The organism is Rossellomorea sp. H136 (assembly GCF_056838065.1).
Window position 1 is genome coordinate 3749280 of the sequence record NZ_CM166371.1, and the last position, 17257, is coordinate 3766536.

A 17257-nucleotide genomic window follows, 5' to 3' on the forward strand; every position below is an offset into this window, starting at 1 on the left:
CTAACGTCTCCTAATGATTTTTGATAATGTGTTCCCTGCTGTCTGTAGTCCCTGCACCATCACGATTAAAATGATGACAGTCACGATCATGACGGATGTTTCAAATCGCTGATATCCGTAAGCAATGGCCAGATCCCCGAGGCCACCGCCACCGACTGCCCCGGCCATGGCCGATGCACCGACAAGGCCGATGGTCGCGATCGTGATATTCAGGACCAATGTACTCAATGCTTCCGGAATGAGGATCCCAAAAATGATCTGCCACGGCCCGGCCCCCATGGACTCCGCCGCTTCAATGACACCCGGTTCCACTTCAAGGAGCGAGCTCTCTACCAGTCTTGCAATATACGGTGCCGCAAATACGACAAGCGGCACGACCGCTGCCGCCGTTCCGATCGATGTGCCTACTACCAATCTTGTAAAGGGGATGATGGCCACCATCAAGATGATGAACGGGATCGAACGAAACACGTTGATGATGCTGCTCAATACGGAAAAGACGACTTTATTTTCAAGTAAGTGCCCCTTCCGCGTGACCACGACGATGATGCCGAGGGGAAGCCCAATCAACGTTGCAAACAGGAGGGAGAATGACACCATCGCAACGGTATCCCATGTCGCTTCTATAATTCTTGGCCAGAATAATTCCCAGTTAACTTGCACGCTTCTCCACCTCGCTTACGAATAATCTGTTCTTCCAATAATCCAGGATCTCTTCCGTTTCTTTCTTGCTGCCAATGATCTGTACGATGAGATTCCCGAACGGCTTGCCCTGGAGTTCCGTAATCTGGCCGAATAATACATTGATATGGGCATTGAATTTCTTTGCCGTTTCGGAAAGGATCGGCGTACCCGTCGAATCACCCTTGAAAATGAGGCGGCAGATGCGCCCTTCTTTGCTGTCATTCAATTTGTCGAGAACCGATGCCGGCAGCTGATCATTCATGACACTCTTCACAAAATTTTTCGTCGTCGGGGTCTGCGGGTTGGAAAAGATATCAAAGACGCTTCCCTCTTCAACGATTTCTCCATTTTCCATGACAGCGACCTTATCACAGATTTCCCGGATGACCCCCATTTCGTGGGTGATCATCACAATCGTAATACCATACTCAGCATTGATTCTCTTTAATAAGTTCAAAATCGATTCCGTCGTCTGAGGATCAAGTGCGGATGTTGCTTCATCGCAGAGCAGAATCGAAGGCGATGTCGCCAGGGCTCTTGCTATCCCCACCCTTTGCTTCTGCCCTCCTGACAGTTGATCCGGATAATGCTTCGCTTTATCTTCAAGTCCGACAAACGCGAGCAACTCCCTTACTCTCTCGCTGATTTTTTCTTTTGGCCATTTTGCAAGTTTCAGAGGATAAGCGATATTCCCTGCCACCGTCCGGGATTGAAATAGATTAAAATGCTGAAAAATCATCCCGATGCGGTGCCGCTCTTTCCTCAGATCGATTGCCGACTGATCTTTCAGGCTGCGCCCCTCTATGAAAATATCACCCGACGATGGTTTCTCTAAAAAATTGAGACAGCGTACAAGCGTGCTTTTTCCCGCTCCGCTGAATCCGATCACACCATAAATCTCTCCCCTCTTCACTTCGAAGGAAACATTCTTCAAAGCGGTGAATGGGCCATCCTTTGTCTCAAATACTTTCGTAACATTCTGAACTCTGATCATACAGGACTTGCTCCTTTCGCTATGTATTCTTCTTGAAGCCTGTGTTTGAAGGACATGGCTGAAAATAAAAAGTGCCCCCCTTCATAAGAAGAGAGGCACAAATATGTATATGTCCACTCTTCTCATCTTTCAAGTCATATGACTTGATGGAATTGGCACGGTATTCATAAGAACCCGTTGCCGAGGTATCGCAGGGCCAGTCCCTCCACCTCTCTGGATAAGAAGATATCGCTTTATTAAGTTAAATTATTTATGATGCGTTTAAGCATTAGGGTTATGGTAAAGGATTTAAATTGGTTTGTCAATCCTGTTTTTGAATTAATTGTATTACGGAGGACTAATCAAATTGGGCACTATAACTAGTCTTCAATTAGTTGTTGAATATTTTACGCTTTTCAAGTAAATCGCTAAGATTCTTCATTCATACTTTACTTCATCGTGAACATTAGTAGTTTACAAGAAAGCCAAGGTTACACCTCTCAACCCCCAAAACAATTATGCTATACTAAAAGAAAAAACAATATTCAGACTATTCAAAGGGGCAAAATACATGAAACCAAACATAATCGACATCGTCCAATCCCAAGTCATCGCTTCCATAAAGGAAGAAAAAGACTTGGAAAAGGCCATACAGTCAAACGCCAACATCGTGTTCATCCTTACCGGCAGTTTGATTACGATGGACGGGTATCTGAAAAAACTGAAGGAAGCCGGTAAAACCACGTTTATTCATATTGATTTCATCGATGGACTGTCCAATACGAAGAGTGCCATTAAATACATAGCAGAAATTTGGAAGCCGGCTGGCATCATTACAACCAGGAGCAACCTGATCAAATATGCAAAAGAAGAAGGCTTAATGACGATCCAGCGCCTTTTTCTTATCGACCGCAATGCCCTTGTCAAAGGAATTGATATCGCACAGAACTGCAAGCCGGATGCCCTTGAAGTCCTTCCTGGTCTTATGCCGTCCGTCATTGATAAACTGACAACAATGACTGCGCTGCCCATCATCGCTGGTGGCCTGATCGGTAATAAGCAGGATATTCTGAATGGACTAAGAGCCGGTGCCCTCGCCATTTCTTCCGGGGATCCGAAACTCTGGAATCTGGATTTTTAACCAAAAAGGGCTCAACCTCTGGGAGAATTCGGTATATTATCGAAGCAAGGTTAGTTGAAAATCTGAGTAAAATAAATGAGGTGTTGTATGTCAGATATTAGTATTAAATTAATAAGTGCAGACAATTGGCGAGAAGCACTTGAACTTTCCGTCCACGATGAACAACTGAAATTCGTTGCATCTATTCATCCTCCCGTCGCTATTGCTCTTGCTAAAGCGTATATAAGACCAGGTGGAAAAATGGTAGAGCCATATGGCATTTACAATCAAAATAAGATGGTAGGCTATTTCAATCTGCATTATACACCAGGCAGTAAAGATGACTACTGGTTGTTTCATTTTTTCATAGATAAAAGATTTCAAAGAACCGGATTGGGCTCAAAAACGTTAAAAGAAGTAATCAAACATATTAAAACCACCAATCATTCTTGTAATCGTTTGAATTTAACGGTTCATCCCGAAAATGAAGCAGGGAGATTATTTTATTTGAAATTTGGTTTTTCAGAAGAAAATATAATGACCTTTGATGAACCCACTTTTTCCATTTTGATATAACATTAAGAAAAGGCACACGAATTCACTTGGAAATCCGTGTGCCTTTTCCTTGGTGATTTTAAATTTCGTAACTGAACTGCATACACTGGAGTTGAGCTCACTTTCACGTTCCCACCTTTTTTTCTGCATCGTCTGTCTTTCTTTTTTTCCTGATCCACGGGAGGCGCACTGACGTGATATCCCTCTCTTCAAAGATATTACCTATCTTGGTAATGATGAAGGTTACCAGTGTTGCGAAGATGACTATAGAATAAAATCCAGCTCCAATGCCGATTCCGATTCCCCCAACGTAAAAAATCATCGCAGCTGAAGTCAGGCCTTTTACCCGCAACCCATCTTTCAGGATCACTCCTGCACCGAGGAATCCGAGTCCCGATACGATTTGCGCTGCCAGACGAAACGGGTCCATTACTTTTCCGCTGTCCGGTAGACTGAGCATCTCCGCACCTTCGATCGAGACGATTGTAATCAATGTACATGCCACCGATACATACGTATATGTTTTTAAACCAGCGGGCTTATTTTTCGATGTCCTGTCCCATCCAATGATGAATCCTAATACAGCACTGACCAAAATCCGGAAATAGATATCATGCTGCCAGAAGAATCCCGATACCTCATTCATGTAATGCGTCATTCCGCCATCCTCCTTAAACTAAAAAGAGACCGCGCCACAAAACGAATGCCTGATTTCTCCACCCCATTGTGAAAAAATCATACAATTCGCTTCATAGGTGATCTCTTCTCCTCTTCCTACCAAGCTTCATTTCTCATAATATTCCTTTTATCATACACCAATCTTTCTTTCATTTCAATGATATATCTAAAAATTCTAAATTTTCTAGAATGGCCATTGCCACCCCCAAGCGCTCATTGTATGATGGAGTTAGTAAGATTATATAGCGGGTAGAGATGAGGAGAACCCTGTGTCAATCGCGTGTACGTTTATCGTGCACTCCATTGCCATGGGGTTCTTTTCATTTATACATAAATAACATTTTAAAGGAGGAAATGAAGTTGAAAAACAGATCAATTAGCAGGTTAGCCCTTCTTGCTTTAGGATTCGTAGGACTATTATTGCTTCATGCTCACAGTGCAAGCGCGAATGAATCCACTCCACCTCTTGTCATCACGGAAATCGTCACCAAATCCGCAGGAATAGGACAGCCCTATGAGTACGTCGAAATCTATAATACGGCCTCAGAAGCAATCAATCTACAAGATTATCAACTCCAATACTTCACGAGTAACTTCTCAAGCCCGGCCAACCGATGGCCCATCGAAGACAAGACCATCCAGCCAAAAGAGTCCCTGGTCCTCTGGTTAAAGAAATTCGCTTATCCTGATATACCTCTATGGGACTTCAACTCCAACTATGACATGTATCTCACTGCCGATGACGTATACGAAATCAAGCTGACGACATCAGGTCAAGGATTGCATGACAGCAGCCTTCGCCAAGTAGGAATTGCTGATGCTGATGACAATATCCTTAGTACCGCGTTAATCAATGATGGGGAAGTCGATGGCATCACAAACCGCAGTATCATTTACCAGGCAACCAGCTCAGCTGAGATGATGAAGTTAGGCAACGATGAACCACCAACTCCTGCCGTTTTACTGCCTGAACAAGTGTCAGGTTCTACTACACCATCTAACCTGACTGCAACTCCCGCCAACCAATCGATTACCCTTGAGTGGGAAGCTTCAGAAGGTGCAGTCTCCTATACGATCTACCACTCTGATGGAACGACCACCTCTACAGATGCGACCATTTCAATCATTGATGGATTGGAAAATGGGCAGGCATATACATTCCGGGTGACAGCTGTGGACTCGGAAGGAAACGAATCCCCTGCAACAAAAGAAGTCCGGGTTGTCCCACAGGAGGTCGTGGACAGCGAAGCCCCAGCCACGCCTTCCGGACTTAAAGCAAATCCAGGGAGCGATCATGTAAAGTTGCTTTGGACTGCCAATACAGAAAGCGATCTTGCCGGATACCGCGTCTACATCAACGGAACACTTTACGGCACAGTCGCTGCTGACAAAACGAGTTTGATCGTATCCCCTCTGGAATTAAAGAGGGAGTACACTTTAGAAGTAACTGCACTCGATCAAGTCGGAAATGAATCGGAAGCTTCTGCTCCACTCGTCACAGGACCGACAGAAAACGTACCGACACCAAACCTGCTGATCACCGAATTGATTCCGAACACAGATAACTATGCAGGCTACGATGCATTCGAATACTTTGAGCTTTATAATAACAGCCCGGACCCGATCGATCTGAAAGGGTATCGATTTGCCTCCTATAACTGGGATGAAGAAATCGGGGACACTCACATTTTGAAGCCTTGGGATACTGTGGTGGTCTGGACTAGAAATGCATCCATCAGCCCTATTTCCCTCGAAGCATTTAATTATAACTATTTCTATTCGTACAAAAGCAAGTATCTTCAAGAAGAGGATACGATCGTCCTCGGTGATATCGCCGGCCTGGTCAACGGCGGCAATACACTGACCGTTTATGATCCTGATGGACTCGAAGTCGTCAGAGCCGAATATTCCGGAGAGGACGTTTCTCTAAAACAAACCGTCACCTATTCCTATCCTCAGGATAATACCCGGACAATGGAAAAATTGGCAGCTGGCCAATATCCGACTCCGGGATGGGTTGTTGAAGATCAAGCACCTGATCGTCCCGTGTCAGATGAAGAAACACCGATATCACCGACCAACCTTGAGGCAACTCCGGGCAACGGGGAAGCTGTTTTAACCTGGGACGCTTCAACTGAATCCGATCTATACCGTTATCACATTTACAAAGATGGCGAACTTGAATACTCCGTAGATCCATCCCAGACAGCATTTACGATATATACATTAGTTGGTAATCAAACATACACGTTACAAGTAAGCGCAGAAGATACATCAGGGAATGTATCGGAGAAATCAGCGCCTGTACTCGTAACGCCGGAACACCAGCTCATCACCCAGGTTGAACGGTCGGAACATGAGAAAGATCCAGTCTACCAGGATCTGTGGGATATCAGTTCCGACGGCCCGGTGATCGCCGGACTATCACAAGGACTCGTTCCTCAAGGATTGACTTATTATAAGAAAAAAGACTGGCTCCTTACCATCGGCTACGTCGATGATGGGATCCGACCGGGCACCATTACCGTTACAGATCGCAGTACTGGAGAATTAGTGAAGTCCGTTGTCCTTTACAATACGGACGGCACACCGTATACCGGTCATGCAGGCGGTGTGACCGTCAGTCGCGATCACGGCTGGGTAGCATCCGAAAATCACTTATTCAGCTTCGATTTAAGCGAACTGGAACAAGCAGAAAATAACGGGGAAATCCAGTTCACAAAACAGATTCCCATCCCCGTCGAAGCGGCTTACACCGTTTATGATGAAGGCATCCTCTGGGTCGGGGAATTCTATGAGGCAAACTCCTATCCGACTGATCCATCGCATCATATCGAGAACCGGGACGGGGAAATGCACTATGCATGGATGATCGGGTTTGATTTGGAACGAAACAACGACATGCTTAGTGAAGCGCATTGGAATGGCTCGCCTGACCACAATGCCGTGCCGGATTACGTTCTCTCGACCACAGGAAAAGTTCAGGGAGCCATCATGCAGAAGGCGGCAAGGAATGGCGTCACTCTCAGTACCTCCTATGGAAGAGCCAACGACAGCGTGCTGTACCGATATGAATACCCGTTAAAAGAAGACCCTCATGCCCATGTTACGGTTGGAGGAAAGCAAGTACCTCTCTGGTTCCTTGATGCTCACACGGCAAAACCGCGTCAGAGCATAGAAGCCATTCCGATGCCAGAGGGAATTGTGGAAGTAAAAAAAGAGCTCTACGTCGTATTTGAATCCGGAGCAGATAAATATCGTTATACGACCACCTACCCGATGGATCGGATGCTCAAAATCGATATGAAGAAATTGATGAAGGATGATAAAGGGTTGTAATAGCACGAAAAACGAAGCGGCGTTCAATCTAACTGGTTCCGTTTAGGGAGGGAAAACCTTATATTATAACATTGTATTCAGACAGCGAAAAAACCCAGAATCATTAGGATCTGGGTTTTTTCCAGTGTGTGCTGAATGGTAGGGGACTGCTTGCAGCTAGCGTACGGATGCTTTAGCGAGGGACCCTACGCACTTCCCCTCGCCATCTAAAAGAGTCAATAGTGACAAAAACACTCAAAAGAAATTTCATTTCTCCTACACGTTATAATCTTCGAACTCTGCACACTTGAAAAAAGTTTTGGTTTATAACTCATGCCTAACAGTTGATTGGAACGGAAGGGGCTCGACTCCTGCGGGAATAGCCGGAAAGTTGAGACCCCGCAGCGCAAAGCCCGAGGAGGCTCCACTCACGCCCCGCGGAAAGCGAGCACCTGGGGTGGAAATCAACCAGCCCTAGCTTTATTAAAAACAACAAAGTTTTCATAAAACTCTATACACGAGATCAAATCCCTTTCAAAGCATCTTTATAGCGCTGATAATATGCTTCAACATTGTTCAACAGCAGTAATTCAGTATATAGGTATACTTTCATATTGAAGTTATTGAAATCAATAGTAGTAAGCTCCTGTATTTTTTTGATTCTATAATTCAAGGTGTTCGGATGGATGAACAATTCATTAGCGGTCTGTTTACCCTTACCGTCATTCGCCAGGAACACTTCAAGTGTCCGGAGCAGATTTGTCTGTTTCTTGACATCATTATTGATCAATGACAACAAGTCATCACTATAATAATCCTTTGAAGTGTTTTTTTCATAAAGGGTTGGCAAGTACCGATAAATTCCCAATTGAGCAAATTCCCGCGGCATCGATTCAGGGCGCGGACTGATGAAGTTAGCGGTCTCTATGACTTCTGACGCTTCCAAGAAGCTCTTTCTCATTTGATATAACGTGGTGTATTCCTTTCCGACCCCGATCAGGAAATTGTAGAATTCTTCCTCGCCTGTTTGCTCCTTCACTTTTTCAACTAGATCTCTGGCTAATTCCAGGGAAGAAGACGGTGTCTCTGCTTTGCCGTAGAGAACAAGAATGACTTGGTATTCCGTTCGTAACGAATAAATGTTTGTTTGGAAACGGGATTCCTGGACCAGCTTCTCAAGTTGGTCCAGCATGGACTTATATTGCGACGATGTGATGGAATAAACGGCTACCGTGAACCGTTTCGGCAGTGTCAGCTTGACAAGGGATGCATCATGGCGGAGTTGGCTTTCACTTCCATACTCGTGTTGCAGGAGGTGCCACAGTACTTCTTCTTTTCTGTCCTTTTTGATATTGACCTTTGCGAACATATCATTGATCAGGTTTCCAAGGTGCGGGGAGATTTCTTCAAGGAAAGCGAGCTCTTCGTTTTCGAGGAGTCGGCTGGATTCCTGGACCCAAATATATCCCATCGTGTTTCCCAGGTATTTTGCGGCAATGACGACACGCTGGTGGAATCCTAACTCTTCCATCGCTTGAACCCGGATCGGATCAGAATGCTTTTCGAGCTGGTGTACGATCCCTTCTTTTTTCAGTCGATCGATGATGAAGACCGGACATTTTTTCGTGAGGATCGTCTTTTGCTGTGTTTGATCGAATTTATTAGAAGAGGAACTGTATGAAATTAATTCAAAATTTTTGTTTTCAATGATCACGGGATTGCCTAATTTCGAACTGATTAATTCCGTTGCTTTATGAATATCTTCTGTTTGGAGGATTAAATCATGTGCTTCCATAGGAATCTTACCTTTCCACGAGTGTTAATGATTCCTATTATAACGTTAAATCCCTGAATAAAAAATGAAAAGCTCCCCCTTGTAGGGAGAGCTTTTGCCATAAGAAGCTTGACCTGTATGTGAAGCATGAAGTAATCGGGATTTAGAATCATCCCCGAGTTACATTATTCCTCATCCATAAACGGATAGGCAATGTCTGTCGTTGGAGCAAAGTTTTCTTTAACAATACGAGGACTGGTCCAACGAATCATGTTGAATACAGAACCTGCTTTATCGTTTGTACCAGATCCGCGAGAACCGCCGAATGGCTGTTGATTGATCACCGCACCGGTTGGTTTATCGTTGATATAGAAGTTTCCAGCTGCACCGGATAAGCGGCGTTCCAAGTGCATAATGGCTTGACGATCTTGTGCAAAGATCGCGCCTGTTAATGCGTACATAGACGCTGTATCTACTGCAGTCAATGTTTCTTCTAATTGATCATTTTCATATACATAAATCGTCAATACCGGTCCAAAAATTTCTTCTGTCATGGTTTTAAAGTTTGGATTTGTTGTCACAATGACGGTCGGTTGAACGAAATATCCAACTGAATCATCATACGTACCACCAGCAATGATTTCAGCTTCTTCAGAATCGGCAGCATAGTCAATGTAGCTAGTGATTGAATCAAAGGCTGCTTTATCGATTACCGCACCCATGAAGTTTCTAAAGTCTCTGACATCCCCTACTTTAAGCTTAGCCGTTTCTTCCATTACACCAGCTTTCACTTCTTCCCACATGCTTGCTGGGATGTATGCACGAGAGGCTGCTGAACATTTTTGACCTTGGTATTCAAACGCACCACGAACAAGTCCAGCTACTACTTTGTCTGCTTGTGCCGTTTCGTGAGCAAATACAAAGTCTTTTCCACCCGTTTCCCCAACCAAACGAGGATATGATTTATAGTTTGTAATGTTTTCTCCTACTGTTTTCCAAATGGTCTGGAACGTACTTGTTGAACCAGTAAAATGGAATCCAGACATACGAGGGTCTGTTAATACTACTTCCGATACTTGTGAACCACGAGAAGGGACGAAGTTGATTACGCCTTTTGGTAATCCTGCTTCTTCTAAGATACGCATGAAGTAGTAGTTTGATAGTATAGCAGTTGTTGCTGGTTTCCAAACGACCACGTTCCCCATGATTGCAGGAGCTGATGGTAAGTTTCCACCAATTGCTGTGAAGTTAAATGGAGAGATGGCCAATACAAAACCATCCAGTGGACGGTAATCTAAACGATTCCAAATGTTTTTCATGCTATCCGGTTGCATTTGATAAATCTGATTGGCATAATCAACACCAAAACGTAAGAAATCTGCTAATTCTTGTGCAGCATCAATTTCTGTTTGAATAGCTGTTTTGGATTGTCCTAACATTGTAGCAGCATTGATTACGTCACGGTATGGACCAGAGATTAAATCAGCAGCTTTTAAGAAAATGGATGCTCTGTGTTCCCACGGCATATTTGCCCATGATTCTTTTGCAGCCATTGCCGCTTCTACAGCATCACGCAACTCTTTTTCTCCAGATTGGGAAAAGTTTGCCAAAACATGTTGATGATCATGCGGCATAACCACTTGCTTCACTGTATCTGTCTTAATATTTTCTCCATTAATAATGACAGGGATATCGACTTCGATATTCGATTGGCGTTTTAATTCTGCCTTTAATGTTTCTTTTTCTTTTGTACCTGGGGCATATGAATTACCAGGCTCATTTTTAGGTGTTGGGATATTGAAAATTCCGTTACTCATTTTTTTCACTTTCCTTCCTGTTTATATACTATCTAGATGTAACTGCTTAAATTGACAATAAGACTTGTTAAATTTTTCAATAAAGTTACTTGCTGAGGATCCCCTTCAATGCAAATGCTACATTTGCTGGCCTTTCTGCCAGACGTCTCATGAAATACCCATACCAATCCTCCCCATATGGGAGATAAATACGGACCTTATAACCTTTTTTCACTAGATCGGATTGCAATTGATTCCTCATTCCATAAAGCATTTGAAACTCGAAGCGGTCATCCGGGATATTGTGTTCTTTCACTAATCCGATGGTGTAATCGATCATCGCTTCGTCATGGCTTGCTATAGCTGTATAATGACCGTTCAAGAGTTGTTTTTTAATGAGATGTTTCAGATTCTCATCCACCATCTGCTTTTCCGGGAAAGCCACTTTACCAGATTCTTTATATGCACCCTTCACCAGCCTCAAATAAGGAGAAAAATGCTTTAGATCATCTACATCCTTCTCTGATCGATAGAGATAGGATTGGATCACCGTCCCCAAATTTTCGTACTTCTGCCGAAGCGTTTTGTAAATCTCAAGGATGGCATGGCACCTGGATGAATCCTCCATATCGATGGTTACCGTGATTCCACTCTCCTTTGCCTTGGATAGTATCAATTCCATGTGTTCCATGACAAGGTCATGACTGATATCCAATCCCAAGGAGGTAAGTTTTACAGAAATTTCAGTGTCCAGCTGATGATAAGCGATTGCATTTATACTCTGAATACATAGTTGAGCATGTTCCCGCGCCACATCTACGGAAGTGACGAATTCACCAAGATGATCGACTGTAACCTTGAATCCCTCCTGGTTCAATTGAGTAATCAATGGAATTGATTGTGAAAACGTTTCTCCACCTATAATCTTATTAGCCCCAAGTCTTGATCCCCAACGTTTGGCGATTCGATCCAAAGCCTTATTGTGGGAGAGATATAAGAAAAAGCGCTTGCTTATGGCTTCCAAGATCACCACACCTCCTTAACCTGACTTTTCCCTGTAGACCAGGGTGAATAAACAAAGAATTCGTTTAACTATTTCTCAAGAAAATTATATCGATAATCATCGTCACGAAACAACGTGCTCTAACCACAATAATTTCGGTGCTGATTTATGATGTAAACACAAAAGGGAAGATTTTGAAAATGTAATCAAATGAAAAAACAACGCGCTTGAACTTCAAGCTCGTTGTTTTGCTTGTGTGCCCGGCACGCACACACGTTTTAGGGTTTAAGTCACTAACGGTGAAGGTCGTTGTTGCCGTTAGACAAGTCAAGGGTGTCTGACCCGTCCTTATATTCCGTCCAATCACCGCTTCCTTTTCTTATATTATTTTATCCGATAACAATTCTTTGACTGAAGGGAGCACATAATCCGGCGTCCAAACCGTCCCCCTCAAATCCTCCTCGCTTGTGACCCCACTAAGCACGAGTGCTGTTTTCATACCGGCTTCAATGCCCATCCGGATGTCCGTCTCAAGGCGATCACCGATCATGACACACTCTTCCGGCTTTAGTTCTAATATTTTCAATGCTGCACTGATGGTCAGAATAGATGGCTTTCCAATTTGGACATCAATCTTTCTTCCCACAACCGCTTCTACCGCTCCAATCATCCCCGCACAGTCTGGAACATCGCCAATCTCTACTGGACAGGTTCTGTCTGGATTGGTCGCAATCATTTTCGCACCAAGCTTGATCGACTGGTAGGCAAAATTCAAGTGGTCGTAATGAAAATCCCGATCCCATGAGAGCACGACGATATCAACCTCTGATGGTGTCATTCCTTCCCTGAATCCCGCAAGTGTCAGCTCATCCTTGATCGGCTGCTCACCGATCACGTTCAATGTGGCATCCGGATGGTGCCCTCGCAAATAGTCAATCAACGTAAGCGTCGGATTCAATATGTTCTCCAGGCTTGCTTTGATGTTGAAGCCGTTCAACTTTTCCACATAACGCTGACGTGACTCAATTGTCTTATTTGTCAGGAACAGCACCTTCTTCCCTTCATCGAGAAGAGAGTTGATGATCGTGTCTGCTCCTTCAATTAATTGCTTACCAAGATATACAGTGCCATCCAAGTCAAAAATATATCCCTTTAGATTTTTCATTTGTTCCCTCCATCCAATAAGAAAAGCGCAAGCGCCTTGTTCAGCCCCGACCAACGCTCTTGGGCCGACCGGTGAAGTCATTCTTTGACTCCACCCGCCGGACCGAAACGTCTCGAGGGGCTAGGCGCTGGAGCTGGCCAATTCTCAGATTTAAGTTATTCTCTCTTATAACAAGAAAAATTCCTTGAGCATGACAATTTCTCCAATTGAACAATTGGATTTTCGCCATACCCAAGGAATCTCCTGATCTCTATCCTTGTACCTTTTATTTATACTCGTTGTGTCATTAGGTCCTCGCCGATGATGACCTTTGAAGTGCCAAGCTTTGCCACCTCTTCTTCATACGGTTCTTGGTCAGATAAGTGGACGAGAACGATCTTCTCGATCTTATCCATGTCATACTTCTCTACAATCTCCACAAGACTGCTGTGGTTGCCTGCCACTTTCCGGGCAGAAGTCGCTTCATGGATTAACATATCTATATGGTCATACTGTCCGATTCGTGCATTGATTTCCGTATCACTTGAATAAACGACGACCCGGTCGGCACATCGTATTTCAAGCCCGACAGTAGGAACAGAATGAAGGGCCTTAAAGCAGGAAAACGTCATTCCACCACCAGACAACAACTCATTTTCCCTATTACCATCAAACGTCTCAATCTTAATGTTAAAGGCAATCGGCCACTGGTCTGCTTCCATCGTCGAGAGCCAACCTTGAAGCTTTTTCTCATTGCGATAATCGCATAGAATCCTTAAAGGCTTTTTCCTATCTTCTAGCCACATCCCCCACAGTAAGGAGGGCAACCCATAAATATGATCAATATGAAAATGGGTGAAAACCACTGCATCGAGTTCTCCTAAACCCACATGAAGTTGCTTTAGCTTCCTGCAAGGATTGCCGCTGACATCAACTAGCACATGATAGTCATCATTCGAGAAACAGATTGATGTATTGTCGCGTTCGGAACCAGGATACGCGCTCCCCGTTCCTAAAAAATGAATGTCCATCTCATCACCACCTATTTAATTCCTGAATGCATGAAGCTTGATACGAATTGTTTCTGAAAAAGGAAGAAGGCGAGCACTAAAGGCATGATGACCATTACCGTACCGGCAGCGACCATTCCCCACTGAGCTCCTGTTTCATATGATTGGGCAAATAGCGCAAGTCCGACGGTCAGTGGCCGGGACTCCACAGAATCCGTGATGATCAACGGCCACATGAAGTTGCTCCAATGGTGGCTGACCGATACAAGGGCAAATGCAATATAGGTCGGTTTCGCCGATGGAATGTAAACATGCCACAGGGTTTGATACCATTTACATCCGTCCATTTTTGAAGCCTCATCAAGATCGTACGGGACCTGTTTGAACGTCTGGCGCATCAGGAAGACCCCGAATGCAGAAGCCCAATACGGCATCATGACTGCAAGCTTTGTATTGACGAGCCCGAGCTGGCTGATCACCTGGTAGTTCGGGAACAACAGGATTTCAGGCTGAATCATCAGTTGCAGCAAGAACAAGATGAACAGTACATTCTTCCCTTTGAAATTCACCCGTGCAAATGCATATGCCGCAAGCGTAACCGTGATTAACTGAACAATCAACACGCCAAATACAATCACAAACGTATTGAAGTAGTATTGTAGAAATGGTGAAGTCTCCCATGCTTTGACATAGTTTTCGAACGTTGGATTCGACACCCAGAACGGAAAGCCACCATTGATCACTTGATTCCCTGGAGAGAAAGATGTGATGATTACCCAAAGCAGGGGGATGAATGAAATAATCCCTAAAACAATAATGATGCCATAGTTCAATTTTTTCATCGAATCTTCCCCTCCTTAATAATGGATTTTCCGATCAAGGTACAGATAATTGAATGCGGTGATACCGAGCATGATGACAATCAGAATGACGGTCAGCACCGCGGCTTTGCCAAGATCCCAGTTCGTGAATGCCGCTTCATAGATATGGTAGAGTAATAGATTACTGGCATTATCCGGTCCACCCTTGGTCATTATGTACAGGTGGTCGACGTTTTTGAATGAATTCGTAATCGCCACAATCATGACAAACAGAGTCGTAGGCATCAGCAGTGGAAACGTAATATGGCGGAACATTTGAAACGGTTTCGCACCTTCCATCTCAGCCGCTTCGTAAACATCTCTCGGTAAATTTTGCAAACCTGCCAGGTAAAAAATCATGAAGAAACCTGCATCTTTCCAGATGATCATGACAATCATTGCGAACATGACGGTACTTGGATCCCCCAGCCAGTTCGTATCGCCACGGCCGAACATATGGAGAAAATTATCGAGCAATCCATACTGAGGGGTGTAAATGAAAAGCCAAATATTCGCTACCGCAATCAACGGCACGATCGTCGGATAGAAAAAGGACGTACGAAGCAAAGCGCTTCCGGCCATTTTTTTATTCAACCAGATAGCAAGATACATCGCCAGGAACAAACTCGTTGGGACAGTACCGATCATGAAGAGGATGTTATTAAGGATGACCTTCCTGAATATTTCATCTTCCAAGACTCCTTTATACTGTTCCAATCCGGAAAATTGCAGCCTCGTCATAGGACCGCTGTAGAAGCTTAACTGAATCGACTTGAGCGTCGGGTAAAACGTAAACAATGTTAAAAAGATGAAAGAAGGAAACAGTAACCCGTAGGCGAACAGATTATTCCTTGCCCCGGAACTGAATTTTCTTTGCTTCGTTGTCATCAATCAGTCCCACCTTTCTTGTGAAAAGAGCCCAAGTCAGCACAATGTCCACTTGAGCTCCACTCCATTCAGTCCTTCGCCACATGATGATTACTGAAAAGGCTCCAACACTTTTTCTGCTTTCTTCTGTGCGTTTTCCAACCCTTCATCAACCTGGCTTTGACCCGTTAAAATCGATTGAATATGATCATTGAAGATTTTCTGCACCTCACCATTTTGGTAGGTTGCGAGTTCACTTTCTGCATACTCCAACTGCTCGCGAGCAACCAGTGCAGGAGGGAACTCCTCTACATAATTCTTCAACAAGTCCGTCTCATAAGCAGATTCGCTGGTGGCTACATATCCTGTATCGATTGACCACTGGGCAACACGCTCAGGCTCTGTAAGAAACTTCATGAACTTAATGGCCGCTTCCTTATTCGCTTTTGGAAGATCTTTGAACAAGTAAATGTTTCCTCCTCCAGTAGGGGAACCATAATCATTGTTGGCCGGTAGGAAGGACACACCGAAATCAAAGTCCGCATTGTTCTTCACATTGGTCAGGTTACCTGTCGTATGATACATCATCGCCGTTTTTCCACTCAGGAAATCAGAAGGAACCGTCGCCCATTCAATGACACCCTCCGGCATGATTTTATGTTCTTTCCCAAGGGATAACCAGAATTCCATTGCTTCTTTTGAGTATGGGGCATTGAAATGTACTTCCTTTCCATCTTGAGACATGATGTTGTCACCGGTCTGTAGCGCTAAAGCCTGGAACATCCAGTACTGGTAACCGGTACTCGGAATTTCAAGTCCCCACTGATCCTTGCCTCCGTTTTTCGTCAGCTTCTTCCCGTATTCCACCAGCTGATCCCAGTTTTCAGGTGGTGCTTCCGGATCCAGTCCCGCTTCTTTGAACGCGTCCTTATTGTAGTAAAGGACGATCGTGCTCCGCTGGAATGGCAAACTGTACACCTTATCGCCGATGGATGAGTTCGCCATGAATCCATCATAGAAATCATCCAAATACTCTTGATCAAACATCGGTGTCAATTCCTCAATCAGGTTATTTTCAAGCAATGTAAACAGGTCGATGGAGAATAAGACAGCAAGCTCAGGTGAATTCCCAGCTTGTGCAGATGCCATGACCTGCGTCATCGTTTCAGCATAACTGCCCCCGTATTTCGCATTCACTTTGATGTCAGGATTCTCTTCTTCGAAATCCGCCACAAACCCGTCAACGATCTTCGCTACATCCCCTCCAACCGCTACCGGGAACCAGAAATCGATTTCAGTCGTTTCATCTCCCCCGGTTTCACTGCTGCTGCATCCGGCAAGAACGACCATCAACACTAAAACGAATGATAAAACCTTGACTTTCATGCCAATTCCTCCCCTTTTTTTCATAAAAAAACCCATGAACAATAAACTGCATCACAAATAAGTGTCATGCATTTCATTGGTCACAGGGA

The 17257-nt window shown here is 44.2% G+C and carries 14 protein-coding genes and 1 riboswitch; of the genes, 3 read left to right on the forward strand and 11 right to left on the reverse strand.

Translation table 11 applies throughout. From position 1 onward, the window contains the following. The gene (locus ACYH0O_RS19200) at nt 1–663 is read right to left on the reverse strand and encodes a methionine ABC transporter permease (protein WP_299739167.1); all 663 of its coding nucleotides are present in this window, start codon (nt 661–663) and stop codon (nt 1–3) included. Beyond that, nucleotides 653–1678 carry a methionine ABC transporter ATP-binding protein gene (locus ACYH0O_RS19205; RefSeq protein WP_482629945.1) on the reverse strand — a complete coding sequence of 342 codons (1026 nt, stop codon included), beginning with the start codon at nt 1676–1678 and terminating at the stop codon, nt 653–655. The genes ACYH0O_RS19200 and ACYH0O_RS19205 overlap by 11 nt, the downstream gene beginning before the upstream one ends. A gap of 119 nt (nt 1679–1797) precedes the next feature. Beyond that, nucleotides 1798–1902: riboswitch (SAM riboswitch) on the reverse strand. Between the two features lie 326 nt (nt 1903–2228). Here ACYH0O_RS19205 and ACYH0O_RS19210 point away from each other — a divergent pair. Continuing rightward, on the forward strand, nt 2229–2798 hold the full coding sequence (locus ACYH0O_RS19210) for a glycerol-3-phosphate responsive antiterminator (protein ID WP_482629946.1): 570 nt from the start codon (nt 2229–2231) through the stop codon (nt 2796–2798). Between the two features lie 87 nt (nt 2799–2885). Next, nucleotides 2886–3353: a GNAT family N-acetyltransferase gene (locus tag ACYH0O_RS19215; RefSeq protein ID WP_482629947.1), complete on the forward strand. Its 468-nt coding sequence runs from the start codon at nt 2886–2888 to the stop codon at nt 3351–3353. Between the two features lie 103 nt (nt 3354–3456). Here ACYH0O_RS19215 and ACYH0O_RS19220 read toward each other — a convergent pair whose 3' ends face one another. Next, nucleotides 3457–3978 carry an MgtC/SapB family protein gene (locus tag ACYH0O_RS19220; protein ID WP_149157253.1) on the reverse strand — a complete coding sequence of 174 codons (522 nt, stop codon included), beginning with the start codon at nt 3976–3978 and terminating at the stop codon, nt 3457–3459. Nucleotides 3979–4370: 392 nt separating this feature from the next. Between ACYH0O_RS19220 and ACYH0O_RS19225 the strand changes: the two genes are divergently transcribed. Further along, nucleotides 4371–7349 (forward strand): lamin tail domain-containing protein, encoded by a 2979-nt coding sequence (locus ACYH0O_RS19225; protein WP_482629948.1) that lies wholly within the window; start codon nt 4371–4373, stop codon nt 7347–7349. A gap of 502 nt (nt 7350–7851) precedes the next feature. On the opposite strand, the gene ACYH0O_RS19230 is transcribed toward ACYH0O_RS19225, so the two are convergent. The 8 genes from ACYH0O_RS19230 to ACYH0O_RS19265 form a co-directional block, all read right to left on the reverse strand. Beyond that, a complete protein-coding gene (locus ACYH0O_RS19230) occupies nt 7852–9123 on the reverse strand; it encodes a PucR family transcriptional regulator (protein ID WP_482629949.1) in 1272 nt (423 codons plus the stop codon). Nucleotides 9124–9287: 164 nt separating this feature from the next. Continuing rightward, the gene (gene pruA / locus ACYH0O_RS19235) at nt 9288–10919 is read right to left on the reverse strand and encodes an L-glutamate gamma-semialdehyde dehydrogenase (RefSeq protein WP_482629950.1); all 1632 of its coding nucleotides are present in this window, start codon (nt 10917–10919) and stop codon (nt 9288–9290) included. 85 nt (nt 10920–11004) lie between these two features. Next, entirely contained in the window at nt 11005–11922 is a 918-nt protein-coding gene (locus tag ACYH0O_RS19240) for a proline dehydrogenase family protein (RefSeq protein ID WP_482629951.1), read from the reverse strand. A gap of 358 nt (nt 11923–12280) precedes the next feature. Then, nucleotides 12281–13066 carry an HAD-IIA family hydrolase gene (locus ACYH0O_RS19245; RefSeq protein WP_482629952.1) on the reverse strand — a complete coding sequence of 262 codons (786 nt, stop codon included), beginning with the start codon at nt 13064–13066 and terminating at the stop codon, nt 12281–12283. Nucleotides 13067–13335: 269 nt separating this feature from the next. Further along, entirely contained in the window at nt 13336–14076 is a 741-nt protein-coding gene (locus tag ACYH0O_RS19250; protein ID WP_482629953.1) for an MBL fold metallo-hydrolase, read from the reverse strand. Between the two features lie 11 nt (nt 14077–14087). Beyond that, a complete protein-coding gene (locus tag ACYH0O_RS19255; protein WP_482629954.1) occupies nt 14088–14897 on the reverse strand; it encodes a carbohydrate ABC transporter permease in 810 nt (269 codons plus the stop codon). Between the two features lie 15 nt (nt 14898–14912). Continuing rightward, nucleotides 14913–15803, reverse strand: coding sequence for a carbohydrate ABC transporter permease (locus ACYH0O_RS19260; RefSeq protein WP_482629955.1), 891 nt, complete (start codon nt 15801–15803; stop codon nt 14913–14915). A gap of 90 nt (nt 15804–15893) precedes the next feature. Further along, a complete protein-coding gene (locus tag ACYH0O_RS19265; protein WP_482629956.1) occupies nt 15894–17168 on the reverse strand; it encodes an ABC transporter substrate-binding protein in 1275 nt (424 codons plus the stop codon). Between the last annotated feature and the right edge of the window lie 89 nt (nt 17169–17257).